This window comes from Winogradskyella psychrotolerans RS-3, from assembly GCF_000427335.1.
GTDB lineage: Bacteria > Bacteroidota > Bacteroidia > Flavobacteriales > Flavobacteriaceae > Winogradskyella > Winogradskyella psychrotolerans.
Genome location: NZ_ATMR01000007.1, coordinates 198,541 through 225,167 on the forward strand (window position 1 = coordinate 198,541; position 26,627 = coordinate 225,167).

Below are 26,627 nucleotides of genomic sequence, written 5' to 3' on the forward strand. Positions count from 1 at the left end.
AACTTGTAACATTCTTTCATATAAGTTTAAATTGATAATTAATTTAGTTGTTAGAATAAAAACCTTCGAAGCCTAACCTTCGAGGGTTTTTGCTTTAATACTGTTTTATAATTACACAAAAAAAATCCTCAGAAGTTTAAAATTTCTGAGGATTTATAATATTATAAACTTTTTGTTTTATGCTGAATTACGACTCGCGTTAATATTACCAAATAAAGAACGCGTTACCATCTTCTCAAAGATTTTAATCTGCTCTTCATCTCGTACCTCAGCTTTTTCTAGCTCTTGTATTTTCTTTAAAGCATATTGTTGAATCGTTAATAACGGCAACACAATAGATTCTCTTACTGCAATCGATGCCTTTCCTGATGGCTCTTCTTGCATTAATTCTTTATAACCTGTGAGTTTTAAAATTAAACGTTTTGAGGTTTCATATTCTTTATATATCACATTCCAGAATTCACCATATTCAGGATCTTCCGCCATATATCTAGTTAAACCAAAAAACGATTTAGATAAAGACATCATACTATTTTCAATAAGAGTTTTAAAGAAATCTGATGTTTTAAACAAGGTCTGAACTTTTTCAAATTCATTAGTATCCTCATAATGTTTTAAAGCCGTTCCGACTCCAAAAAAACCAGGTACATTTTGCTTTAATTGACTCCATGAACCGACAAAAGGTATTGCTCTTAGGTCTTCAAAAACTAAGCCTTCAGATTTTCCACGTTTAGATGGACGACTTCCAATATTGGTTTTCGCATAATATTTAAGCGTACTCATGTTTTCCAAATAAGGTATAAACTTCGGATGTGCTTTAAAATTCACATAAGCCTCATAACTTCTACCAGCCAAATCCGTCATTACATCTCTATTTTCTTGAGACATGCTCAAATCCTTAGTACTAAGACTATTTCCAATACCTGAACTTATTAATTGCTCAAGATTATATTGTGAAGATTCTAAGGTTCCGAAATTAGAACTTATCGTTTGCCCTTGTATGGTTAACTGCACTTCTTCATCCTCAATCGTTGGTCCTAAAGATGCATAGAAATTATGCGTTTTTCCCCCTCCTCTTGCAGGAGGTCCACCACGACCATCAAAGAAAATAACTTTGACACCATGTTCTCGAGACACTCTAGTTAAATTTTCTTTCGCTTTATAAATTGCCCAGTTAGCCATTAAATAACCACCATCTTTAGTACCATCACTAAAACCAAGCATAATAGTTTGCTTATTACCACGAGATTTTAAGTGCTTAGCATATTCTGGATTCGAATACAACTCTTCCATTACTGCTGGTGCATTTTCTAAATCTGTAATCGTTTCAAAAAGCGGTCCAATATCTACGGTTAATTTATCATGAAACGCCACCAACTTCAACATCGCAAACAATTGCATTACGTTTAACGTTGTTTGATTATTACTAATTATATAACGATTAGCAGCCTTTTCACCATTCGTTTCCTGAATGGTTTTTATAGCTTTCATTGTATTTAAAGCTTTTAAAGTTTCTTCATCTTTTATTAAAGTTAAATCAACTTCTCCTTTTACCTTAGATAAAATATTCACTTGTTCCTTTTCCGATAAATCATGATAATTCTTAGGAAATATTTCACTTCCACTCTTTATGAGTGCATCCACCATATCATTGAAAAACTGATCGTGCTTACGACTATCTTGTCTGATATCTAAATTCGCAAAATGAAATCCGAACAAATGTGTTTTGTTAATAAGACTATTGAGTTCATCTAAATAAAGTGATTGATGCTTTTCAATAATTACCTGCTTTACTGCTTTTAATTCTGAAACAAAATAAGGCAACGTTATATCAGAAGGCTCATTTGTAATAATATTGTAAAGCTCGCGCTCTAAATTACCCATTCGATCTTCAACACCTTGAAACGTTAATTTTCGTTTTAATTGTCTTACATTTCTATAGTAGCTCTTTATAACTGAGAGACGTAATCTAGCAGCAACTTTTAATGTAATCTCTGGCGTTACAAAAGGATTTCCATCTCTATCACCTCCTGGCCAAAAACCAATATTGATAATATCGTTTTCAATCTGTTTACCATCATAAATATTTTGCTGAATATAATCGTAAATCGTTCCAAAAGATTTATAAAACACATTCTCTAAATACCATATTAAACTCACTGCCTCATCAAAAGGTGATGGTTTTTCGTGCTTAAAAAATGGTGTTTTACCAAGTTGTGCTAATAAATCATTAATTCGCAATAAATCATTTTCACGAATAGCTTCCGTTAAATCGGTTATAATTCCTAAAACAGAACCCGGATAAAATTGCGTTGGATGCGCTGTTAATACAATACGTACTTTAAACTCTTCAAGATATTTTTGAAGTGTTTCTAATTTATTTTCCGCCGTAACGGTTTCTTTCAAATTACGCAACGTACCAATACCGTCCATATTATTTACAACCGGAAAAGCAGCATCTTCAATAGCATCAAACAATACCACCTGTCTCTCTATATATTGAATAAATCGAAATAATAAATTAATTTGACTTTCAGGAGAGCGTCTGGCTTGATACTTTTCGAAAAACGAATCAACAATTGTCGTTGGATCCTCTTGATGCGTAAATCCCTTTTGACAAGTTTCGTGAAACAAGGGCAATAAAGCACCTGTTTTTGTTATGGTATCAAAAGGCAACGTCATAAATATACTATTGTATATCTGATACTTAGACAATACGTTTTGATTAAATCGTGTTAATTTTGGTTGTGTGGGCATTATCTTAAATTATATTATTGTTGACTGCCCTAAGTGGATATTCTTAAAATTGAGATTAGTATCTTTTGGATTGTAGATAAAATCTTCAATAAAGTCACCAACATTAGAGGTCGTCACCGTATTTACCACCGAATTTATATCTGGTGTTGTGATGTTTAATTTTAACGATTTTTCTACAGCTAACCTAATTAATTCGGCTTCATTATGTAACTCGAAATGACTCAACAACATAGCAGCAGATAAAATTGACGCAATCGGATTTGCAATCCCTTTATTAGCTGCTTGAGGATATGAACCATGAATAGGCTCAAACATCGCATACTTATCTCCAACTGAAGCTGACGCTAATAAACCAATAGAACCACCGATAACACTAGCTTCATCGCTAATAATATCACCAAACATATTTTCAGTTAAAATAACATCGAACTGTTTTGGATTTAAAATCATCTGCATCGCTGCATTATCTACAAATAAAAAGTCGAGTGTTACATCAGGATATTGCTGCGCAACTTCTTTCACTACGCGTCTCCAAAGTCGAGATGTTTCTAGCACGTTAGCCTTATCTACTAAGGTTACTTTATGACTTCTATTTTCAGCGGCAACAAATGCCAAATGTGCAATGCGCTCTATTTCTTCACGAGAATATCCACATAAGTCCGATGCATAATCACCATCTTCCGACGTATGTTTTTCACCAAAATAAATACCTCCAGTCAATTCTCTATAAATAGAAATATCTGTACCCTGAATGATATGCTTCTTTAGAGGAGATTTATCCAATAATGTTTTATAAGCTTTTACAGGTCTAATATTAGCATACAAACCCAACTCTTTACGTAATTTAAGTAAGCCTTGTTCTGGACGTACTTTTGCTGAAGGATCATTATCATATTTAGGATCACCGATAGCTCCAAATAAGATGGCATCACTTTTTTTACAAAGTTCTAATGTTTTCTCTGGCAGAGCATCATTATGCTTATCTATGGCAACGGCACCAACATCTGCCGTTGTAAATTTAAAATTATGATTAAATTCCGAAGCAATTGCTTTCAAAGCCTTTATAGCTTGATTTGTAACTTCTGGACCAATACCATCACCTGGTAAAATTGCTATGTTTAATTTCATCGAAGAAAAATCAATTCCCGAATTAACGAAAATCTTACGTTTAATTATTAGTATATTTTTTGAGCTTCAAAAGCTTCAATTTGTTCTTTATTATTAATCAGATAATCGATATCATCATAACCATTGATCATGCACGTTTTTTTGTAGGCATCAATTTCAAAATTTTCGGATAGTTCTGAATCTTTTACTGAAATGGTTTGGTTTTCGAGATCAACCACTAATTCTGTCTCTGGATTGGACACAATTTTCTGCATTAAGTCACTTAAAAATGCTGGCGAAACCTGCACAGGTAACAATCCATTATTTAATGCATTTCCTTTAAATATATCTGCAAAAAAACTAGACACCACAACTTTAAATCCAAAATCTGTTATAGCCCAAGCCGCATGCTCTCTACTCGATCCGCAACCAAAATTATCTCCCGCTACTAATATCCTTCCAGAATATCTTGAATCATTAAGTGTGAAATCCGTATTAATTGTTCCGTCTTTGTCATACCGCCAATCCCTAAACACATTGTTACCAAACCCTTCTCTATCCGTCGCTTTTAAAAAACGAGCCGGGATAATTTGATCCGTATCTACATTCTCAATATTTAATGGAATGGCTCTCGATTGTAATGTTGTAAACTTTTCCATAGTAATGTCCACAAAAGTGGGTATCTTCTTTTAATTCATTTTAAATACCTACAAGTTTTTTTAAACCTTGTAGGATAATATCAATTCAATTGCTTTGAAATATCTATAATTTTACCTTCTACAGCAGTTGCTGCAGCTACCAATGGACTTGCTAAAATGGTTCTTGAACCTTGCCCTTGTCGACCTTCAAAATTTCTATTTGAGGTTGATACACAATATTCTCCTTGAGGAATCTTATCGTCATTCATCGCTAAACACGCTGAACAACCAGGTTGACGCAACTCAAAACCTGCTTCAACGAAAATAGATTTTAGACCTTCTTCTATTATTTGAGTTTCCACTTGCTTACTTCCTGGCACTAACCAAGCTGTAACATTTTCAGCCTTTTTCTTTCCTTTAATATAATCTGCTGCCACTCTAAAATCTTCAATTCTAGAATTGGTACAACTCCCTATAAACACAAAATTGATGGGCTTATTAATTAAACTTTCTCCAGCTTCAAAATTCATATAAGCTAAAGATTTTTTAAACGATGGATTTTCATCCACAGGAATCATTTCAGAAATTTTAATTCCCATTCCTGGATTCGTTCCATACGTAATCATTGGCGCTATATCTTCTGCATCGAAGCTGTATTCTTTATCAAATTTAGCATCGCTGTCTGTTGGCAAGGTTTTCCAATAGGCCACTTTCTTATCAAACGCTTCACCTTTTGGCGCGAATTCTCTGCCTTTTACGTATTCAAAAGTCGTTTCATCTGGAGCAATCATTCCTCCTCTTGCACCCATTTCTATACTCATGTTACAGACGGTCATTCGACCTTCCATACTCATGTCTTCGAACACATTTCCTGCATACTCACAGAAATAGCCCGTACCAGAATTGGTTCCTAATTTTGAAATGATATACAGAATCACATCTTTAGGTAAAACTCCATTTTTCAACTTACCATTTACCGTAACTCTTAAACTTTTTGGTTTTGTAAGCAACAAACATTGGCTTGCAAATACTTGCGCCACCTGACTTGTTCCGATACCAAAAGCAATGGCCCCAAACGCACCATGTGTTGAAGTGTGACTGTCTCCGCAGACCATGGTTAAGCCTGGTTGTGTCACCCCTAACTCTGGAGCCATTACATGCACAATACCATTATATTTATGCCCTAATTCGTATAGGGTTATATTATTTTTTTTACAATTTTCAGATAATTGCTCCAATTGATTTCTAGACAACACATCTTTTATCGGTTGATCTTGATTTAACGTCGGAGTATTATGATCTGCAGTAGCCACAATTTGATCAGGTCTGAAAACAGGAATTCCACGATCTTCTAACTCATTAAAAGCCTGCGGACTTGTTACTTCATGTATTAAATGTTTATCTATATATAGTATTTGCGGCCCATTTTCTATTGTACTGACCACATGCGAATCCCAAACTTTATCAAATAATGTTTTACTCATCTATCTTATGCTGAAATTATTTGTTGATATACATTACTCGTTTCGATAATTTGATGAATATCATTATCATTGATTTCCTTCTTTCTATCTGCAAAACTCAAAAAGTTAGCATACACATCATCTAACTGCAACTTCGTAAGTTCATAACCTACATTTTTTGCTCTGTAAGCCAGGGCTGCTCTTCCACTTCTTGCGGTTAACACAATAGCCGACTCCGTAACACCGACATCTCTAGGGTCGATAATTTCGTAAGTTGCTCTATTTTTTATCACACCATCTTGATGAATCCCAGAACTATGCGCAAAAGCATTTGCTCCAACAATCGCTTTGTTTGGTTGTGTATAAATCCCCATACTATCACTAACCAACTGGCTCATTCCGAATAGCATCGATGTATTAATATTTGTATCTAAATTAAGATATGGATGCTGTTTTAACACCATCACCACTTCTTCTAAAGCCGTGTTTCCTGCACGTTCACCAATACCGTTAATTGTGCATTCAATTTGACGTGCTCCATTAATCACTCCTTCAATAGAATTTGCTGTTGCTAAGCCTAAATCATTATGGCAATGACAAGACAGAATCGCCTTTTCAATACCTTTTACATTTTCTTTTAAATATTTTATTTTTGCACCATATTCACTTGGCAAACAATACCCTGTTGTATCAGGAATATTCAATACTGTTGCACCAGCTTTAATTGCTGCTTCGCATACTCTTGCTAAATATTCATTATCTGTTCGCCCTGCATCTTCAGCATAAAACTCAACATCTTCAACAAATGACTTTGCATATTTCACCGCTTCAAAAGCACGTTTAATAATAGCCGCTCTGTTAGATTTGAATTTATGAAGGATATGAGAATCAGAAGTCCCAATTCCTGTATGAATCCTAGGCTTCTTAGCATATTTTAAAGATTCTGCCGCTACTTTTATATCATTTTCTACGGCCCTTGTTAAACCACAAACAGTAGCATTTTTAACAATTTTCGAAATCGCTTCTACCGATATGAAATCACCTGGACTAGAGACCGGAAATCCTGCTTCAATCACATCAACTCCAAGTTGATCTAACTGTTCTGCAATAACCACTTTTTGTTCTGAGTTAAGTTTACAACCAGGAACTTGCTCTCCATCGCGAAGTGTTGTATCGAAGATTTGTATGTTGTTATTTGACATATATCAAAATATATTTTATAGTATTGTCTAACGAATGTATGTTTTGATTTAGATTTAAACATTATTGATATAGTTAGTTTACGATGTTCAGTCGCCAAAATATACCTCAAACAACTGATTAACAGATTAATAAATCTATTTTCTATTGATAACTAAAGACCAAAAAGATAATTTATTCTCACTTGTAAAGTCCTTAACAAAATCCGAAAAACGGCAATTTAAACTTTACGTAGGGAGACTTGGGGTAAATTCAGATTCTAAATTCTTGAATTTATTCAATCTTTTGGACAAAGCTAAAACCTACAATGAAGCTTCTATTATAAAAAGTGGCATTGTAAAAAAGCAACAACTTGCCAATGTAAAGGCGCACTTATACAAACAAATTTTAATCAGTCTTAAGCTCAATCCATCCCATCAAAATGTGCGTTCACAAATTAGAGAACAACTCGATTTTGCTTCCATTTTGTATCATAAAGGCTTATATAAGCAAAGCTTAAAAATTTTAGATAAAGCCAAAGAGTTGGCGATTATTAACGAAGAAAAAAATTCAGCTTTCGAGATTGTTGAGCTCGAAAAAGTAATTGAATCACAATATATTACAAGAAGTATTAGCACCAGAGCAGATGAACTGGCAGTACAAGCAAAAGAGTTGAGTTCGCTAAATGTCATTGCCAGTAAACTCTCCAATTTATCACTTCAACTTTATAGTACTATTCTAAAAACAGGCTATATAAGAAATGAAAAAGAAGCCAACATGGTTATTGATTATTTTAATAAACATGTTCCAAAAGTTGATATTGAAAAATTAGGATTTAGAGAAAAATTATGGCTTTATAAAGCTAATTTATGGCAAAGTTTTTTGCTTCAAGATTTCCTGAACTGTTACAAATACGCATCAAAATGGGTAGATTTATTTTATCAGAATCCAAACATGATTAACTTAAATCCTGTGTTTTTTTTAAAAGGCAACAACTACCTTTTAGAAGCACTTGTTTTCATTGGCAACAAACAAAAATTCTTAGAAAAGTTTTCAGAATTTGAAGCTACTGTTCAAAAATCTAATTTTCCACAAGATGAGAATGTTGCCACTTTGGTTTTTCTCTACACCAATTTCCACAGTATTAACCAACACTTTATTGACGGGAGTTTTGAGGAAGGCTTGGATTTAATTCCTAAAATTGAAAAAACATTAATTCCATTTAGCAACAGAATAGATCCGCATCATAAAATGATATTTTATTACAAGTTTGCGAGTTTACAATTTGGAGCCGGAAACAATAAAGCTTGTATAAAATATTTAGATAAAATCATCTCAAACAAAACACTTTCGATGCGCGAAGATTTACTCTGTTTTTCAAGAGTTTTAAATCTTGTAGCACATTATGAAGCTGGTTTAGATTATCATTTAGAAACGCTTTTACGAAGCACGTATAAGTTTTTAATTAAGATGAACGACCTGCATGAAGTCCAAAAAGAAATGATAAAATTCATTAGAGGCCTTCAGGATATTTACCCTCACGACCTTAAAAATGCATTTATAGAATTACACAAAACGCTGAAGACTTTTGAAGATCATCCGTATGAACGACGTGCATTTTTATATCTCGATATTATTTCTTGGCTAGAGAGTAAAATTGAGAACAAACCGGTGAGTAAAATCATCCAAACTAAGTATTTAGCAAAGAAAAGTTCGTAATACTACGAATTTCATAAAAAAATCACAAAATCAAGAAATTATTTGGATTTGTAGTTTTTGTATTGCAATATTTGTGCTCACAAAGTTCAAACACTTACTGAAATGTTATCAAGAAAGGCGGAGGGAATGACCCTATGAAGCCTTAGCAACCCTTAGATTTACTAAGAAGGTGCTAAATTCTACTTAATTATTTGATTCATTAATCGAAAAATTGGATAGATAACTCAAGACTAATTACCCATCTGTAATTAGCATTTTCTTTTTAATATTTTTCTATTAAGTACGCTTCTTCCTTCGACTACGCTCAAGGAACAAAAGAGGCTTATTTGGCTTTTGGTTTAATCATTTATTAACTCAAAAACTTAGAAAAATGAGTACACAAAAATTCGCAACACAAGCGTTGCACGCAGGTCACGACACCAATCTAACTTCAGGAACAAGAGCTGTTCCTATTTACCAAACATCATCGTATGTTTTTAAAGATTCAGATGAAGCCGCAGGACGATTTAACCTGTCGGTTCCTGGCTTTATTTACACACGTTTAAACAATCCAACAAACGACATTTTAGAGCAGCGATTAGCAGCACTAGAAGGCGGAATTGCAGCGGTTGCTACAGCTTCTGGAACCTCAGCAATTGCAACAACTTTACTAACACTTTTAAGAGCAGGCGACCACATCGTTGCATCGAGCAGTTTGTATGGAGGCACTTACAATTTATTGAGCGTTACCTTACCGAGACATGGTATTACGACGACATTTGTTGATGCGTCAAACCCGGAAGAATTTGAAAAAGCAGCACAAGAAAACACAAGAGCCTTTTTTGTAGAGTCTTTAGGGAATCCGAAATTAGATGTTTTAGATATTGAAGCGATTTCAAAAGGAGCGAAAGCGCATAAAGTGCCATTAATTGTAGATAATACGGTAGCTACACCTTATTTATTAAATCCCATAGAATACGGTGCAAACATCGTAATTCATTCGTTAACTAAATATATCACCGGAAACGGAACATCCCTAGGAGGCATTATTATCGATGCTGGTACTTTTGATTGGACCAACGGAAAATTCCCAGAATTCACAGAACCTTCTGCAGGTTACCATGGTTTAGTGTATAGCGAAGCAATAGGCGCAGCAGCATTTATAGCAAAAATTAGAATTGAAGGTTTACGGGATTATGGTGGAGCGCTGAGTCCGTTTAATGCCTTTCAAATTATTCAAGGTTTGGAAACTTTAGAATTACGTATTTTAAAACATAGTGAAAATGCCCTTGAATTAGCAACATGGTTAGAATCTCAACCTGAAGTTAAATGGGTGAATTACCCAGGATTAAAATCTAGCAAGTACAATGCGTTAGCTAAAAAGTATTTACCAAAAGGTCAAAGTGGCGTCGTCACTTTTGGAGTGGATGGTGGTTACGAAGCTGCAAAAACTATTGCTGATACAACCAAACTATTCTCATTATTAGCCAATATAGGAGACACAAAATCACTTATCATTCATCCTGCAAGTACAACGCATCAACAATTAAGTGATGATGCACAAGAAACTACAGGTGTTACTAAAGATTTAATTCGTTTGTCTGTAGGTATTGAAAATATAGAAGATTTAAAAGACGATTTAAAAGAAGCTTTTGCTGTTGTAAAACAGAAAAAAGCTCTTCAAAATTAAATTTAAATTGTGACGTAGAACGGATGTCTTTAATTGTAAAGGCATCTGTTTTATAATATTCAATACTAAAAAGACAAAAATATGAGTGATTTAAAATTCTCCGTTGTAGGAGACAGTGCTTCTGCAACCCAATTTATAGGAAAAACAAGACAATTTACTTTAGTTGTAGATGAACCCGAAGCTTTAGGTGGCACCGATGAAGATGCCAATCCGGTAGAATACATTTTAGCAGGCTTTGCCGGTTGCGCCAATGTTGTTGGACATCTCGTAGCAAAGGAATTAGGTTTTACAATTAAAAATTTAAAGATTGAAGTGACGGGCGAATTAAATCCTGATCGGTTTTTAGGGACGTCTACCAAAGAACGCGCAGGCTTTAAAACCATTAATCTTAACCTTATTCCGGAGACCGATGCCAGTATCGAAGTCTTAACACGATGGCTTCAGATTGTTGAAGAACGTTGTCCTGTAAAAGATAATTTACAGAATAAAACACCTTTAAAAATTTCCGTAGAAAAAGAATATACAGCTATATAAAAATTTGCCATGGCACATTTACACTACATAACCCTAACTAATTATGTTACTGAAAGCGGTAAGACAATAACCCCTAAATTGTCTTACCAAACTTTTGGTAAAGCATTACATTCCGCACCCATAATTTTAGTCAACCACGCCCTTACCGGAAACTCAAATGTAGTTGGAGAAGACGGTTGGTGGAATGATATTATTGGCAACAACAAATGTATAGACACCAATGAATATACCATTTTAGCGTTTAATATTCTTGGTAATGGCTATGATAATATTGCAGAAAACTGCATTGAAAATTACAAAGACTTTACAGCAAGAGATATTGCAAAACTGTTTGCTTTAGCCATAGAACAATTAGAAATTAAACATTTATTTGCCGTAATTGGCGGCTCTGTTGGTGGCGGAATTGCATGGGAATTAGCAGCATTAAAACCGCAATTAATTCAACATTTAATTCCTATTGCGACCGACTGGAAATCTACGGATTGGGTGATTGCGAATTGCCACATTCAAGATGCGATATTGAACAATTCTTCACAACCTTTAGTCGATGCTAGAATGCACGCCATGACCTTATATCGTACACCAGAATCGTTGACTCAAAAATTTGAACGCACTAAGAAAAACGATACCCTTTACAACATTGAGTCTTGGTTGAGTTACCATGGCTCAGCTCTAGACAATCGCTTTCAGGTTGCTGCATATAAACTGATGAATCAGATTTTGCGCACTATTGATATTACCAGAAACAGAACTAATTTTTTAGAAGTCGCTTCAAAAATTGAAAGTGATATTCATATCATCACCATTAATTCTGATTTGTTTTTTAAAGCGGATGAAAACTGGAATACTTACGTGGACTTAAAAGCAGTGAAAGACAACGTACATATTCATGAAATTAAATCCGTGCATGGTCATGATGCTTTTTTAATAGAATTTGATCAATTAGCGCGTTTTTTGAAGCCTATTTTTTCGACGAAATTAAAAGCAAACGAAAAACTAGAACAGCGCGTGGCATAAAAGAGCCTTACATGTAAACAAAAGCTGAACTAGTCGTTCGGCTTTTTTCGTTTTTAATTTTAGTTAAAAATTAATGTGAGAGCGTTAATATTATTAGCATTAACGACAATAGTTATACTTTTACACGTATATATTTGACTGTTGAATAAGATCGAAAATACAGAGCCTCAAGCACCAAAAAAACGACAATATCGTTGGTTTCGCAGAACCTTACGCGTACTGCTAGGCATTCTTGTGTTCTTTTTTCTGGTAGTTCTTTTTGTTCGTAGCCCTTGGGGACAAGGTATTATTGTGGATAAAGCAGTCAGTTATGTCTCTGATAAAACCAGAACTAAAGTCGCCATAGAAAAACTTTTTATTACGTTTGATGGTGATATACAACTCGATGGTCTCTATCTTGAAGATAAAAAAGGAGATACTTTAGTTTATTCAAAATCATTAGAAGCTAACATGCCACTCATTAAAATGATAAGTGGTAATGGCATCGGAGTAGACGCTTTAGATTGGGATGGTTTGCGTGCCAATGTGATTAGAAAAGATAGCATTGAAGGTTATAACTTTCAATTTCTAATTGATGCTTTTGCTTCAACGGATACGACAACCGTTGCAACAGACACCACTTCCACTCCACTTAATTTAGTTTTAGGCAACTTAAATTTCAACAATTTCGATATTGTTTTTGATGATGCGGTTGCAGGCATCGATTCTAGATTTAAAATTGGGAAGTTGAAGGCTAATATGAAAACTACCAATATTGAAGACATGATTTTTGATGCTTCAACGATTGAACTCAGCGAAGCCAATATTAAGTTTATTCAAAAACCAGTAACGATTGACACCACAACTTCAGAGACTCCTTTACCAAAATTATCTTTTGAAACTATTGCATTAAACAATGTGGTTGCTTATTACGAATCACAACCTGATCGGCTTATTGCAGATGTTGACATTTCGGAGTTCTCAACAGAATCACCGCTCATAAATTTAGCGGCTAGTGATTTCAATCTTAAAAACATCACGCTTAAAAATTCTAAAATCAGCTTAACCACAGATGCTGAAATTAATGGATTAACGCAAAAAAATGAAGAAGTTACAAACGAAGCCAAAACAGATATCACCACTTTTGAATGGCCGCAACTAACAATTAATATCGCGTCTATTGATTTTGAAAACAATCACATAAATTATAGTGTGGGTAACGCAAAACCTACCAAGGATATTTTTAACCCGAATGCGATCTCACTTTCAAATTTTACGCTTCAAGCGAAAGACATTTCTTTAAAAGATAAAGAAGCGACACTAGCTTTAGAACAACTAAATTTTAATGAATTTTCAGGATTAAACCTTAATCAATTGGCTGTTAATTTTAACGCAACAGACCAAAATATGCATTTGGATGATTTAAAATTCAAATTAAATAACAACTCAATTTCAGGCTATGCACATTTAGAGTATCAATCACTTTCAAAATTAATAGAAGCTCCTGAAACTACTAAAGTTAACTTAAATCTACCAGCGTTTCAACTCTCATTGACAGAGATTTTCAAATTTCAACCAGATTTAAAAAATAACGAATACCTCAATAAATTAAGCAAAAAACTAGTTTTAGGAAATCTAAATGCTTCAGGAACTTTAGCATCAATTAATTTAAATAAAGCGGAGCTCAATTGGGGAAATTCAACAAAAATTTCTACTAAAGGAACGCTTCAAAACGTCACCAATCCTGAAACACTTCAATTTAATATTCCACAGTTTTCAGCAGTTACAAAACGATCTGATTTAATTCAGTTTGTAAATGAGGAAGACTTAGGAATTAGCTTTCCAATTGATGTGAAATTTGTCGCACAATTTAAAGGAAGCCTTGAAGACATTTCAACTAAAGCAAAACTCACCACCTCACAAGGTCTGGCATCAGTAGATGGGAATTTTAAAAATACCGATAACATTTCTTATGACGCGCTATTAACTATTGAGGAATACAAGGTGAACGAATTACTTAACAACCCTCAACTTGGTGCTTTAAGTCTTACGCTAAAATCTAAAGGATCTGGTAGTACTATCAATACCTTAAATGCGGATTTAGAGGCTACTATTTCGGATTTTCAGCTTAATAATTATGCTATAAAAAATCTTAATATTAATGGTGACATAAAAGACGGATCCGGAACTATTAATTCAAAATACAAAGACGACAACCTAAATGCTAATCTAGAGGCCTATGTTGTTTTAGACTCAATTTCTCCTGAAGCCAATGTAACATTAGATATTATTGGTGCGAATTTACAAGCACTTGGTTTAATGAATCGCAATGTTAAAACAGCCATGCATTTAACGGCAGATTTTAAAAGCAATGGGGAACGTTATGACGCTAGTGCAACACTAGATAAAGGTGTTGTGGTTTATGACAATCGAAGTTATTTAATAGGCGATCTTAATGCATTTGCGCATGTAGAAAAAGACACCACTTCGGTTACGATAAAAAATAAAATTATAGATCTCGATTTGCAATCAAATACAGATCCACAAACCTTTAGTAAGGCTTTAAAAAGACATGTGCTTAGCTATTTCTATAGAGAAACGGATAAATCCGATTCTATTTCTGATTTTGTGAATTTAAACCTTAAAGGTAGAATTGCACAATCACCTTTACTTAACGACGTCTTTTTAGTTAACGCAAGAGATTTAGACACTATAAATATTGCTGTAGATTTCAATGAAAGAAGGCGTAAACTAAAAGCAAATATTACGGCCCCACACATTAATTATAGCGGCAACACTTTAGATAGTCTTGCATTTTCAATAGATACAGATAAGGAGAATTTCAATTTTAATCTTGGCTTTAACAATGTAAATGCTGGTCCTTTAGATGTTCCGAAAACCATCATAAAAGGAAAACAAACTGACCATGAATTATCACTAGACTTTTTAGGCTATCATGACGGTGAAAAATTAATGAATATAAATACTAAACTCACAGGAGATCGTGAACGCTTAGTTTTTACTGTAAGTCCTGACAGTTTAATTCTTAACAAAGAAAAATGGACCATTCCTCAAAGTAATGAAATGGTTCTAACCGACAAAAATCTTGAGTTTAACGACTTCAAAATCACAAAGAACAATCAATCCATAGAACTTACTGATAAATTAAATAACATTTCAAAAAAACATATTGCTATAGCTTTTGAAAATTTTGATATTAATGAAGTATTCAACTATTTAAACCCTACAGCAGAATTAGCAAGCGGCAAATTAAATGGTGATTTTATTCTCGAAGATCCTTTTGAAAATACAGGAATTATTGCTGATTTAAGCATTGAAGAATTCAACGCCCTTAAAACAGATTTAGGCACATTAAGTATTAACGGTAATTCACTTGGAGCAGGCAGTTATGCGTTTAATGCAGGATTAAAAGGTGGAGATATCGACTTTGATCTCGTTGGAGATTATACGGTTACCAACACCGTTGCTAATTTAGATCTTGATTTTGATATTAATGAATTTAAAATGAAAGCACTCAACACGCTATCTTTGGGAGAAATCAAAGAAACAGATGGTAGTTTTTCTGGTAATTTTAAAGTTACAGGCACCACTTCAGATCCGCAATACAATGGTTCTTTAACATTCAATAATGCAAGTTTTAATGTTGCCAAGCTCAACTCAAAATTTAGCATGGCTAATGAAAAATTGAACATTAACAACGCAGGACTTTCAATGACCGATTTCACCATTCGTGATGAAAATAATAATGCATTGGTGCTTTCAGGAAAAGTGGGTACTAAAAACTTTATTAATCCTACATTCGATCTAAGTGTTAAGGCTACTAATTTTCAGGTATTAAATGCCACAAAAGAAGATAATGAAGAATTTTACGGCAAAGTTAGTTTTGATGCTAGCGCTAAATTAACTGGCGATTTACAAATTCCTAAACTAGACGCCAAATTAACCTTAGGCTCCGATACAGATTTAACTTATGTAATGCCGTCTTCTGTTGCGAGTATTGAAGAACGCGATGGTGTGGTGATTTTTGTAAATCGTGAAAATCCTGATGCGATTCTAACCCAAACAGAAGAACAAACCGCCACTATTAAAGGTTTCGATATTTCTGCATTACTCAAAATTGGCAAAAATGCAGCAGTTACTATTATTATAGACGAAGAAACCGGAGACAACTTTAAAGCTTCTGGAGAGGGTGATTTTGTCTTCACGATGAACCCAAATGGACGAATCACACTTACGGGTGCTTATGAGATCTTAGATGGTCATTACGAGCTAAACCTATACAATTTAGTAAATAGAAAATTCTTAATTGCGCCTGGAAGTCGAGTGACGTGGTCTGGTGATCCTTTGGATGCCAAATTAGATGTGCGTGCTATTTACAATTTAGAAACCTCTGCTTCTGGATTAATGGCATCACAAATTTCGGGATCAGATCCCTCAGTAAAAAGCAAATACAAGCAAGTTTTACCATTTAATGTGTATCTTAATATCGATGGAGAATTGTTACAGCCTAAAATTTCCTTTGGTTTAGATATGCCAGAAGAAGACCAAGGTGCCATTGGCGGACAGGTTTATGGTAGAGTTCAACAAGTTAATCAACAAGAAGGAGAACTTAATCGTCAGGTATTTTCTCTCTTAGTCTTAAATCGTTTTTATCCAGATGCCGGCAGTGATGGTAGTGATGGTGGTTTTGCGACCATTGCAAGAGACAATTTAAACGATGCGGTTTCGGATCAGCTGAACGCGTTTTCAGATAAATTATTAGGGAAATCTGGTATTGAGCTCGACTTTGGATTAAATAGCTACACCGATTACCAAGGAGATGCTCCAACAGACCGAACACAATTAGATATTGCAGCGCAGAAAAAACTATTTAACGATCGGTTAACCGTTAGAGTTGGTAGTGAAGTCGATATTCAAGGCAGTAGCAGCACAGGTGAAGAAGCTCCAATAATTGGTAACGTAAGTTTAGAATATACTCTTACAGAAGATGGCAGGTATCGCTTAAAAGGTTTTAGAAAAAGTGAATTTGAAAATGTTATAGACGGACAAACCATCGTTAGTGGTATCGGTTTAATTTTTACACAAGAATTTAACCAATTTAGCGAACTTTGGGATGCGATATTACGTTCCAAAAAAGAGGAAGATGAAACGAATGACGCAAAAAAAGAAGCGGCAAAGAAAGAACTTGAAGCTAAAGCAGAAACCACAGAAAAAAGCTTAGAACAGAAAAAGAATTGAATTTGAAACGAATTTTAAAACATAGTATCTACTTTATAGTCTTCGGAATGATTTTATACTCTTGCAGTATTAAAAAATACATCCCTGAAGGAGAGAAATTATACACTGGTGCTAAAATTGAAATTGAAGCCGATTCTGCTGTTGAAAATATTAAAGCATTAAAATCAGATTTAGAAACCGTTTTAAGACCAGAACCTAATTCAAAATTTTTAGGGATGCATTTAGGTTTATATTACCATTACAAATCTCAAAAGGACAACCCAGGTTTCATCAACCGATGGTTAAATAAAAAAATAGGAGAAAAACCTATTTATCAATCGGATATAAAAACATTTGAAATCGAAGATGTATTGATAAACCGGTTAGAAAACAAAGGTTTCTTTTATAGCTCAGCAGCATCTTCTATAGAAGAAAAAGAAACAGAGGCTTTTGTAAATTATAAAGTACAAGTTACAAAACCCTACACCTTAGCAAATTTCCAACTCGATTCTATGCCCTCACCAATATACGAGGACGTCAAAAATGTGACTCAAGATTCCCCTATTCACAAAAATATGCGTTTTGACTTATCTAATATGAAATTAGAGCGTCAGCGTATCGATGTAGAATTAAAGAAAAGAGGTTATTATAACCTCAACCCTGATTTTTTTATTTTTGAAGCAGACACCAATCAGTACGATAATAAACGTTTCGATTTATTCTTAAGGCTAAAGGCTGAAGTTCCTCAAAAGGCAACCATCCCCTACCATATTAAACAGCTTAACATTTACCCAAACTACGATTTACAAGATTCAACCTATAGCGAAAAGCAGCGTTTTAAAGAAAAAATTACTATCAAGACTCGCTTTTTATAAAGCCAAAATATCTAGATAAATATATTACGCTAAAAGAAGGAGATTTTTACGATCCGCAATCCTCAAAAAATACAGCAAGGCGCTTATCGACTATTGGCGCTTATAAATATGTCAATATTCAATATAAAGAAATAGACTCCTTACAAACCGATAGTTTGGGTACTCTCGAAGCTAATATTTACTTATCACCTTTAACTAAACGCGCAGTGCGAGCTGAGCTACAAGCCGTAACAAAATCTAACAATTTCACAGGGCCAAACTTAGCCTTAACGTATAGTAACCGAAATCTTTTTAAAGGTGGCGAGACTTTAAACATTAGTACCAATGTTGGTTATGAAACGCAGTTTGCGAGTGGTGATAATTCGGGCTTAAGCAGTTTAGAGTTGGGTTTAAAAGGTGAAATAATTTTTCCTCGCGTGATATTCCCGATAACATTCAACGAAAATTTCTTTGAATATTCCATTCCGAAAACAAAAACGAGCCTTGGTGTTAATTATTTAAGTCGAAGTAAATTATACACGTTATTATCTGGCAGTGCGCTTTTTGGATATTCATGGAATGCTAACAAATACATCACCTATGAGTTTAATCCTATTTCAGTTAATTACACACAACTCACAAAAACGTCAACGGAATTTGAAGAGATATTAGACGACAATCCGTTTTTACAACAAAGTTTCGATCAGCAATTTATTTCCGGATTAACCTTTTCCTTCACCTACAACGAAATGGTAGATTCTAATGATCCGCATCAATTTTATTTAAATACAACCCTAGATGTCGCAGGAAACTCCATTGGTTTATTTGGTAAAGATGGAGAACCAGATGAGCCTAAAACATTTCTTGGGCTGCAATATGCGCAATATGCAAAAGCGGATATGGATTTACGATTTCATCTCAACTTCGGAAAAAATAAGTCACAAACTATAGCAACCCGATTCTTCGCTGGCTACGGCTTACCTTATGGCAATTCTGATGTGATTCCTTACGTGAAGCAATATTTCTCAGGCGGTCCATATAGCGTTAGAGCCTTTAGAATTCGTTCCTTAGGCCCAGGAACGTATAGCGCAGAAGCTGATGAAGACAATAATAGCAGCACTTACTTTGACCAAACCGGAAACATTAGATTAGAAGCCAATGTGGAGTACCGTTTTCCAATATTTTCATTTTTTAAAGGAGCTATTTTCGCTGACGCTGGAAATGTTTGGAACTCAAAATCGAACCCATCTTTTGATAATGAAGAAGACAAATTTACATCCGACTTCATCAATCAATTGGGTATGGGAACAGGGATTGGTCTTCATATAGATGTGCAAGGATTTGTCATTCGTTTCGATTTGGCTGCACCATTTCACGACCCTTCTCTACCAGAAGGTCAACGATGGGACTTTAAAATCGATGAACCTGTGCTAAATTTCGCCATTGGGTATTCGTTTTAAATGAAGTTGTAGCTGAAGTTGAAACTGAAATTTTAAATTCACAGCTCATCTTGGCTCACAACTCACGGCTCACGACTCACGACTCACGACTCACGACTCACGACTCACGACTCTCGACTCACGACTCACGACTCACGACTCACGACTCACGACTCTTAAAATAAATCCGTTTTCATTCTATTCTCAAAAATTTAATACCTTTATTCAAACTAAAAATTCAAATAAGACAATAACACTATATGACAGATAAAGAACAATTCATGAAAGAAGCTGTAAACGCAGCTTTAAAAGGAATGAACAACAATGAAGGCGGACCATTTGGCTGTGTCGTTGTTAAAGACGGAAAAATTGTAGGACGCGGAAATAACAAAGTTACCTCTACCAACGACCCAACCGCTCATGCTGAAGTTACAGCGATTAGAGATGCTTGTAAAAACTTGGATTCTTTTCAACTAGATGGTTGCGAAATTTACACCTCTTGCGAACCTTGCCCTATGTGTTTAGGCGCTATTTATTGGGCGAGACCAGACAAAGTATATTATGGAAGTAACCAAGTAGATGCTGCAAATATTGGCTTTGATGATGAATTTATTTACAAAGAAATTCCATTACCATATTCAGAACGTAGCATTCCATTTGAACAATTAGCTCGTGAGGTTGCATTGGAACCTTTTCAGGAATGGACTAAGAAAATGGATAAAACAGAATACTAAATAATCCAATACGTCAGTTCGAGTGTTTTGACTTTTGGGTCGAAATGTATCGAGAACTTTCATCACAAATAAAGCTTCTCGATACAAAATTCCGCAAAGAGAATTTTATTCGAAGTGACGCTATCGTTACATTTTTAATTCATTTATAATTGAAATAACTAACATGATCACCTTCATCCTAAATAACAAAACCATTAAAACATCGGAGCATTCCGGAACCACTTTATTGGATTTTGTACGTTACCAACAACGCTTAACAGGAACCAAAATTGGTTGTCGTGAAGGCGATTGTGGTGCTTGCACACTTTTGGTCGGTACACTAAGCGACGATACGATGGAATACCAAAGTATCACCTCATGTATTTCACCTATAGGAAACGCACATGGCAAACATATTGTAACGGTTGAAGGCACCAATCTAAAAGACAAACTCACCACAGCTCAAGAAGCCATGAAAGCAAATTACGCGACGCAATGCGGATTTTGCACACCTGGTTTTGTGATAGCCTTAACCGGCTTTGCTTTATCAAATTCTGAAAACAATTACAGTAATGCCATTGACGCTATTAGTGGAAACATTTGTAGATGTACAGGTTATAAAGCCATTGAAAAAGCGGCACATCAAGTGGTTGAAAAATTAGAACATCAAGAAAAAAATTCTTTTAAATGGTTAATTGACAATGGATTTATTCCAGAGTATTTTGAAAGTATTCCACAACGTTTAAAAGATATTGAATCTAAAGATTTAAATCAACCCAAAGGAAAATATGTTTCTGGAGGAACCGATTTATACGTCCAACAAGCTGACAATTTAATAGATAATCCTGTCCATCTTATTGCTGAAAAAGAGTATTTAAAAGGCATTTCAATTGAAGATGAGATTTGCACGATTGGTACTAATGCGACTGTTTCCGATTTATGGAATCACACAGAGTTAAACAGCATTTTACCCAATTTAAGAAAACACTTAAAGTTGGTCTCTTCAGAGCAAATTAGAAACATGGCTTCTTTGGGTGGAAACATAGCCAATGCTTCGCCTATTGGAGATATGACTATATTTTTCTTAGCATTTAATAGTGATCTTACGATTACCAATGAAAAAGACGAAGAGCGCAGTGTTGCACTAAACAACTTCTATCAAGGTTATAAAACTTACGACTTAAACGATGGTGAACTTTTAAAAACCATCAGCTTTAAGTTACCAACAGCGCAGTCTTTTTTCAATTTTGAAAAAGTCTGTAAACGCACCCATTTGGATATTGCAAGTGTCAATTCAGCTATACATTTATCAGTTGAAAATGGTACCATTGCAGAAGCGCATGTGTCTCTGGGCGGTGTTGCTGCTATTCCGAAATATTTACACGATACCTCAGCATTTTTAACAGGAAAACCACTGACTTCAGAAACGATATTAGAAGCTAACGAGATGCTTCAAAAGGAAATTAGTCCAATTAGTGATGTTCGTGGGACTAGCGACTATAAGCGTTTACTCGCAAGACAATTATTTTTCGCACATTTTACGGAGTTGTTCCCCAATCATTTCACCTTAAACGATTTTGTTCAGTATGCATAATAACAAGACAAATACAGTTCGCGACACTAAATTAGATGCGGTTTCAAAATCATTAAAACAAAGCATTAAAAACTTAGATTCTTATACGCATGTTCGTGGTGAATCCTTGTATGTTGATGATGTTAATATTAGACAAGGCACATTTCACGCCGTGGTTTTTGACTCACCAAAAGCACACGGAAAAATAAAACATATCGATTATTCTAAGGCAGAAGCTTTGGAAGGTGTCGAACGTATTTTTACCTACAAAGATGTTCCTGGCGAAAACGAAATTGGAGGCATCATTGCAGACGAACCATTATTTGCAGAAGACGAGGTTCATTTTTGGGGCATGCCAATTGCTTTAATTGTTGCCGAATCAGAATTTATTGCACGAAAAGCGAGAGGTTTAATCGAGATTGAAATAGAAGATTTACCAGTCATCACCACAGCAAAAGAAGCCAAAGCAAAAGGTAGTTTTATCAACGCACCACGTTCTTTTAGTTTAGGTGATACTGAAAAAGCATTTACAGAATGTGATTATGTTTTTGAAGGTGAAACCTTTTCCAACGGACAAGAGCATTTATACATTGAAGCACAAGGCGCTTACGCTGAACCAATGGAAAATGGCAATATAAAAATCACTTCATCTACGCAAGGTCCAACAGCTGTACAAGCCACAACAGCTAGAGTTCTAGGATTAGCAATGCATAAAATTGAAGTCGATGTCACACGTCTTGGTGGTGGATTTGGTGGAAAAGAAGATCAAGCCACACCTTGGGCAGTTATGGCTGCTTTGGCAACGCATCACCTAAATCAATCGGTGAAATTGATACTGAATCGTCATGATGATTTACGCATGACAGGAAAACGTCACCCTTACGAAAGCACCTATAAAATTGGATTATCTAAGGACTTAAAAATTTTAGCTTACCAAACCGAATTTTTACAAAATTCTGGAGCAGCAGCAGATTTATCACCTGCGATTGCTGAGCGTACCTTATTTCATGCCACCAACAGTTATTACGTACCAAATGTGACCACAAAAGTATTGAGTTGTAAAACCAATTTACCACCAAATACGGCCTTTAGAGGTTTTGGTGGACCACAAGGTATGTTTGTGATTGAGTCTGCGATTGCAAAAGCAGCTTCTGAAATTGGGGTTTCAGCTATAAAAATTCAAGAGGCTAATTTGTTGGATGAAAATGACACATTTTCGTATGGACAAATTGCTAAAAAAGTAGAAGCCAAAAACACATGGCATTCTGCTAAAAACATATTTAATAGTGATGCTTTAGAACAAGAGGTTGCTGATTTCAACAAAAACAATACAGCATTCAAAAAAGGGCTTTCGTTTATGCCAATTACCTTTGGTATTTCCTTTACCAACACACCAATGAATCATGCACGTGCTTTGGTTCATATTTACTTAGATGGTAGTGTTGGTATAAGCACAGCGGCTGTAGAAATGGGTCAAGGTGTGAACACCAAAATGATGCAGATTGCTGCGGATGTATTTTCGATTCCTATTGAAAAAATTAAGATTGAAACTACCAATACTACCAGAGTAGCAAACACCTCACCTTCTGCTGCGAGTTCTACGGCAGATTTAAACGGAAAAGCCACCTTAATGGCTTGTAATGCTTTGGTAGAACGTTTAAAACTAGTAGCTTCAGAAGATTTAAATGTGTCAGAAAAGGACATTACTTTAAAAAATGAATCTGTCTTTATAAATGATAAACCATCCGAATTATCATGGACAGACCTCATTAGTAGTGCCATGCTCAAACGTGTCGCTTTAACTGAAAATGCCCATTATGCCACACCAGAAATTCACTTTGATAAAACGAAAGAAAAAGGACATCCTTTTGCCTATCACGTCTACGGAACAGCCATCACAACGGTGACTGTAGATTGTACGCGTGGCACTTACGAATTTGACTCTGTTAAAATTGTACACGATTACGGAAAAAGTATGAGTGAAGGCATCGATTTAGGTCAAGTAGAAGGTGCTTTAATACAAGGTATCGGCTGGATGACCATGGAAGAAATTGCCTATAATGATGATGGTAAATTGTTATCGAATGCGCTATCAACCTATAAAGTACCTGATATATTTTCTGTACCAAAACGTGTGGAAGTGATTCCAGTAGAAACCGAAGGCAATGACATGGCGATTTTGAAATCTAAGGCCGTTGGTGAGCCACCATTAATGTATGGTATTGGTGCTTATTTCGCACTTCAAAATGCGATAAAAGCTTTTAATTCTAATTATGATTTAGAATTTCATGCACCGATGACACCTGAGAAGGTTTTGATGGGGCTATATGAAAAGTAAAATAATAATCGTACATATCCTGCAAGGTCTTTTTTGCACCTTGTAGGTATAAATACTCATTAAAAACGATACCTACAAGGTTTCTGAAACCTTGCAGGATAAAAACCTAGCTTATCGCACTTCATTACAAAAACAAAACATCCTTAAAGGCGCACTAATTTACAGTGCTGGTGATACTATTGCGGCCCTCTTGTTAGACGAGTTCTCTTGGTATCGCTTACTAGGCATGATGTTTATTGGTGCTACTTTTTATGCGTTTGAAATCCCAAATTATTTTGATTGGATTGTAAAAACGACACAGTTTCGAAAAGGCGCTAAAGCCACATTAAGTAAAACTATTTTAGCAATAGCCTATTTTAATCCCTTGTGGATTGCCAGACATTTACTGTTTATTAAATTATTTTCTGGTCAGTTTGAAGCAATTGATTTTAACCTTTTACAGATTGCGTTTTGGTCGTTTTTAGTAAATATTCCTATTTCCTTTATGGCAAATTATATTATTCAAAACCGATTCCGACTGAAATGGAGGTTTCTTGGATCTGCCGTTTTTTCTGCTTTAATGGCGATTTATTATGCTTTGAGTGAGACTATTTTTAGTTAACCAAATTCCTGCAAACGCAGGAATCTCATTAATGAGAATAAAATTACTATTGTACATATCCTGTAAGGTTTTTAGAACCTGACAGGTATAAAAGCTAATTAACAGCAATAAAGTTTTTTAAAATCATATCAGGATAACAGCCGAACAAATAGATTATATGTTCTTGCTTTACCAGACCTGCTAGGTTTGAAAAACCAGTGAGGTCTTACTATTTCATATAAGACCTCACCATACGCATACAAATGTAATTCTGTGATGCGGCATATCCCATAGCTAGACCTGCTAGGTTTGAAAAACCTGCTAGGTCTTCAGAACTAATTCAGTGTTTCTAAATTTACTTTTGTGAGAATCCTATATTCTTCTATTGAATAATGCGCCAAAACAGCATCCAATAAATAATCTCTAACAACAAGAATGAGGTGCTTGTTTTCATTAGTTTCATAATTAGGAATCAACCTTTCTACTGACAAATGCAAACCTTCTTTCTTCAATTCCAACTTCCCTGATTCATCAATAATAAGATATTGCGATTCGTTTTCAGAAGCAACAGATTGCAAATAAGTATTCGCTTTTTCAAAACCCGATTTTAAAAATTTAAAATTTCCTATTTCAATGATACCTTCAGTTTCGAATTCAGTTTCAAGTTCAAATTCATTCTTAGATTTTACTTCCAGAAAATAGCGTTTTCCTTCAGCATTATCCGGACACAATAATCCATCAACATCATCACGGTTTTTACACCATTCTAGTAAAGCTGTTGTTTTTCCTGTTCGTATAGCACCTGTGAGGATATATATCATTCTGAAGGCACTTTAAAATGAATACAATTAGAAATACTATTCGCCATAAAATTTTGGAATCGCGCGTAGCCTTTTAAGTGTTTTGTGTCTTTCCATGTGAATGCAATAATTTGACGGAAATACGGAAACAAATCCATCGCATTCGCAATATCCTCTTGATATTTAGATTCTTTTTTTCGAAGATACTTCTGAACCACTTTTAACAAAAAAGGACCAATCACTACATACCAAAGCATTAAAATTAAGAAGCTTCGTAAGACAATATAAATGGCTTTTTGCCAACCCAAAAGCGGACCTCCAAATATTGAAAATGCTAAAACCATAACCGTAACAGTGCCTAACCACACCCAAATGACTTTCGTTTTAAAAGCTACTTTTTTGGTTTTCTTATCAAGTTTATCCGTTTCAAGATGAAGATAAAAATCAGTTTCTTTTTTATTCGAAATAATCTTAATCGTATTTTTAATAAAAATCCCTGCTAAAATTCCGCAAATCCCATAAACCAAAAGATAGGTGGTGACTAAAAGCGATGTTGTAGAGGTTTCTGAAACAAAATTTAATTTTTTCTGAACCCAAGCTCCATAAATATCAATGGCTTCCCAAAGATTTGTTCCATAAACAATGGTTAGAATTAATAATTTTTGAAGTGCCGATTCTAAAAAAAGTCACCATTCCTAAAACCATTATCGTAGCTCCTTTCCATGAGAAATTAGAAAATAAAATCGCTGCTAAAACCGCTTGAAAACTCAAAGCAACATAAGCTCCGAAAGGTGAATATGGACTCACTGCCATTTTTATAATTAAGACAATGACCAATGCTTTTAAGATGGCTTGCCATTTATTTGTGGCATAATAGGCAATTAAACTAATGAGTAAAATGGACACTCCACCTACGATCAATCCTGTAAATGGTGAGTTAAATACATGCAAAAAACCACCTAAACCCGACTCGTTTAAAGCCCAAAGTGCGGTGAGTTTTTCTATGATGGATTTGTTGTTTTTCATGTTA

The 26,627-nt window shown here is 34.8% G+C and carries 19 protein-coding genes and 1 riboswitch; of the genes, 11 read left to right on the top strand and 8 right to left on the bottom strand.

Features of this window, described 5'->3' with window-relative positions; all coding sequences use genetic code 11:
* Nucleotides 1-177: 177 nt before the first annotated feature.
* The 5 genes from ADIWIN_RS01165 to ADIWIN_RS01185 form a co-directional block, all read right to left on the bottom strand.
* The gene (locus ADIWIN_RS01165) at nt 178-2,757 is read right to left on the bottom strand and encodes a phosphoenolpyruvate carboxylase (protein ID WP_040756152.1); all 2,580 of its coding nucleotides are present in this window, start codon (nt 2,755-2,757) and stop codon (nt 178-180) included.
* A gap of 9 nt (nt 2,758-2,766) precedes the next feature.
* Nucleotides 2,767-3,885 carry a 3-isopropylmalate dehydrogenase gene (gene leuB / locus ADIWIN_RS01170; RefSeq protein WP_020895841.1) on the bottom strand — a complete coding sequence of 373 codons (1,119 nt, stop codon included), beginning with the start codon at nt 3,883-3,885 and terminating at the stop codon, nt 2,767-2,769.
* 47 nt (nt 3,886-3,932) lie between these two features.
* Nucleotides 3,933-4,523, bottom strand: a complete 591-nt coding sequence (leuD, locus tag ADIWIN_RS01175) for a 3-isopropylmalate dehydratase small subunit (RefSeq protein WP_040756154.1) — start codon at nt 4,521-4,523, stop codon at nt 3,933-3,935.
* Nucleotides 4,524-4,603: 80 nt separating this feature from the next.
* Nucleotides 4,604-5,986, bottom strand: a complete 1,383-nt coding sequence (leuC, locus tag ADIWIN_RS01180) for a 3-isopropylmalate dehydratase large subunit (protein ID WP_020895843.1) — start codon at nt 5,984-5,986, stop codon at nt 4,604-4,606.
* 5 nt (nt 5,987-5,991) lie between these two features.
* Complete coding sequence (locus ADIWIN_RS01185; protein ID WP_020895844.1) at nt 5,992-7,167, bottom strand: 2-isopropylmalate synthase; 1,176 nt, start codon at nt 7,165-7,167, stop codon at nt 5,992-5,994.
* A 148-nt stretch (nt 7,168-7,315) separates the two neighbouring features.
* Here ADIWIN_RS01185 and ADIWIN_RS01190 point away from each other — a divergent pair, with 148 nt between their 5' ends.
* The 11 genes from ADIWIN_RS01190 to ADIWIN_RS01235 all read left to right on the top strand — a co-directional run bounded on the left by ADIWIN_RS01190 (nt 7,316) and on the right by ADIWIN_RS01235 (nt 24,818).
* Nucleotides 7,316-8,863, top strand: a complete 1,548-nt coding sequence (locus ADIWIN_RS01190; RefSeq protein ID WP_040756182.1) for a hypothetical protein — start codon at nt 7,316-7,318, stop codon at nt 8,861-8,863.
* A 102-nt stretch (nt 8,864-8,965) separates the two neighbouring features.
* Nucleotides 8,966-9,089: riboswitch (SAM riboswitch) on the top strand.
* A gap of 144 nt (nt 9,090-9,233) precedes the next feature.
* A complete protein-coding gene (locus tag ADIWIN_RS01195; protein WP_020895846.1) occupies nt 9,234-10,532 on the top strand; it encodes an O-acetylhomoserine aminocarboxypropyltransferase/cysteine synthase family protein in 1,299 nt (432 codons plus the stop codon).
* Nucleotides 10,533-10,613: 81 nt separating this feature from the next.
* On the top strand, nt 10,614-11,066 hold the full coding sequence (locus ADIWIN_RS01200) for an OsmC family protein (RefSeq protein ID WP_020895847.1): 453 nt from the start codon (nt 10,614-10,616) through the stop codon (nt 11,064-11,066).
* Nucleotides 11,067-11,075: 9 nt separating this feature from the next.
* On the top strand, nt 11,076-12,083 hold the full coding sequence (locus tag ADIWIN_RS01205; RefSeq protein ID WP_020895848.1) for an alpha/beta fold hydrolase: 1,008 nt from the start codon (nt 11,076-11,078) through the stop codon (nt 12,081-12,083).
* Between the two features lie 141 nt (nt 12,084-12,224).
* Nucleotides 12,225-17,321, top strand: coding sequence for a translocation/assembly module TamB domain-containing protein (locus ADIWIN_RS01210; protein WP_051155379.1), 5,097 nt, complete (start codon nt 12,225-12,227; stop codon nt 17,319-17,321).
* 2 nt (nt 17,322-17,323) lie between these two features.
* Entirely contained in the window at nt 17,324-18,175 is an 852-nt protein-coding gene (locus ADIWIN_RS21710; protein ID WP_020895850.1) for a hypothetical protein, read from the top strand.
* A 23-nt stretch (nt 18,176-18,198) separates the two neighbouring features.
* Nucleotides 18,199-19,614: a translocation and assembly module lipoprotein TamL gene (tamL, locus tag ADIWIN_RS21715; RefSeq protein WP_498370479.1), complete on the top strand. Its 1,416-nt coding sequence runs from the start codon at nt 18,199-18,201 to the stop codon at nt 19,612-19,614.
* A 239-nt stretch (nt 19,615-19,853) separates the two neighbouring features.
* The gene (locus ADIWIN_RS01220) at nt 19,854-20,327 is read left to right on the top strand and encodes a nucleoside deaminase (protein ID WP_020895852.1); all 474 of its coding nucleotides are present in this window, start codon (nt 19,854-19,856) and stop codon (nt 20,325-20,327) included.
* 163 nt (nt 20,328-20,490) lie between these two features.
* Entirely contained in the window at nt 20,491-21,900 is a 1,410-nt protein-coding gene (locus tag ADIWIN_RS01225; RefSeq protein ID WP_020895853.1) for an FAD binding domain-containing protein, read from the top strand.
* A complete protein-coding gene (locus ADIWIN_RS01230; protein ID WP_020895854.1) occupies nt 21,893-24,217 on the top strand; it encodes a xanthine dehydrogenase molybdopterin binding subunit in 2,325 nt (774 codons plus the stop codon). Before ADIWIN_RS01225 ends, ADIWIN_RS01230 begins: the two co-directional genes overlap by 8 nt.
* Nucleotides 24,218-24,308: 91 nt before the next feature.
* On the top strand, nt 24,309-24,818 hold the full coding sequence (locus tag ADIWIN_RS01235) for a hypothetical protein (protein ID WP_020895855.1): 510 nt from the start codon (nt 24,309-24,311) through the stop codon (nt 24,816-24,818).
* Nucleotides 24,819-25,132: 314 nt separating this feature from the next.
* On the opposite strand, the gene ADIWIN_RS01240 is transcribed toward ADIWIN_RS01235, so the two are convergent.
* The 3 genes from ADIWIN_RS01240 to ADIWIN_RS01250 form a co-directional block, all read right to left on the bottom strand.
* Complete coding sequence (locus tag ADIWIN_RS01240) at nt 25,133-25,618, bottom strand: nucleoside-triphosphatase (RefSeq protein WP_020895856.1); 486 nt, start codon at nt 25,616-25,618, stop codon at nt 25,133-25,135.
* Nucleotides 25,615-26,124 carry a hypothetical protein gene (locus tag ADIWIN_RS01245; protein ID WP_020895857.1) on the bottom strand — a complete coding sequence of 170 codons (510 nt, stop codon included), beginning with the start codon at nt 26,122-26,124 and terminating at the stop codon, nt 25,615-25,617. Before ADIWIN_RS01245 ends, ADIWIN_RS01240 begins: the two co-directional genes overlap by 4 nt.
* Nucleotides 26,125-26,206: 82 nt before the next feature.
* Entirely contained in the window at nt 26,207-26,623 is a 417-nt protein-coding gene (locus ADIWIN_RS01250; protein WP_020895858.1) for a hypothetical protein, read from the bottom strand.
* Nucleotides 26,624-26,627: the final 4 nt, after the last annotated feature.

Coding starts and splice junctions, on each gene's coding strand:
- ADIWIN_RS01165 (WP_040756152.1), bottom strand. CDS start 2,757: ATGCCCACACAACCAAAATTAACACGATTTAATCAAAACGTATTGTCT.
- leuB (WP_020895841.1), bottom strand. CDS start 3,885: ATGAAATTAAACATAGCAATTTTACCAGGTGATGGTATTGGTCCAGAA.
- leuD (WP_040756154.1), bottom strand. CDS start 4,523: ATGGAAAAGTTTACAACATTACAATCGAGAGCCATTCCATTAAATATT.
- leuC (WP_020895843.1), bottom strand. CDS start 5,986: ATGAGTAAAACATTATTTGATAAAGTTTGGGATTCGCATGTGGTCAGT.
- ADIWIN_RS01185 (WP_020895844.1), bottom strand. CDS start 7,167: ATGTCAAATAACAACATACAAATCTTCGATACAACACTTCGCGATGGA.
- ADIWIN_RS01195 (WP_020895846.1), top strand. CDS start 9,234: ATGAGTACACAAAAATTCGCAACACAAGCGTTGCACGCAGGTCACGAC.
- ADIWIN_RS01200 (WP_020895847.1), top strand. CDS start 10,614: ATGAGTGATTTAAAATTCTCCGTTGTAGGAGACAGTGCTTCTGCAACC.
- ADIWIN_RS01205 (WP_020895848.1), top strand. CDS start 11,076: ATGGCACATTTACACTACATAACCCTAACTAATTATGTTACTGAAAGC.
- ADIWIN_RS01220 (WP_020895852.1), top strand. CDS start 19,854: ATGACAGATAAAGAACAATTCATGAAAGAAGCTGTAAACGCAGCTTTA.
- ADIWIN_RS01225 (WP_020895853.1), top strand. CDS start 20,491: ATGATCACCTTCATCCTAAATAACAAAACCATTAAAACATCGGAGCAT.
- ADIWIN_RS01230 (WP_020895854.1), top strand. CDS start 21,893: ATGCATAATAACAAGACAAATACAGTTCGCGACACTAAATTAGATGCG.
- ADIWIN_RS01240 (WP_020895856.1), bottom strand. CDS start 25,618: ATGATATATATCCTCACAGGTGCTATACGAACAGGAAAAACAACAGCT.
- ADIWIN_RS01250 (WP_020895858.1), bottom strand. CDS start 26,623: ATGAAAAACAACAAATCCATCATAGAAAAACTCACCGCACTTTGGGCT.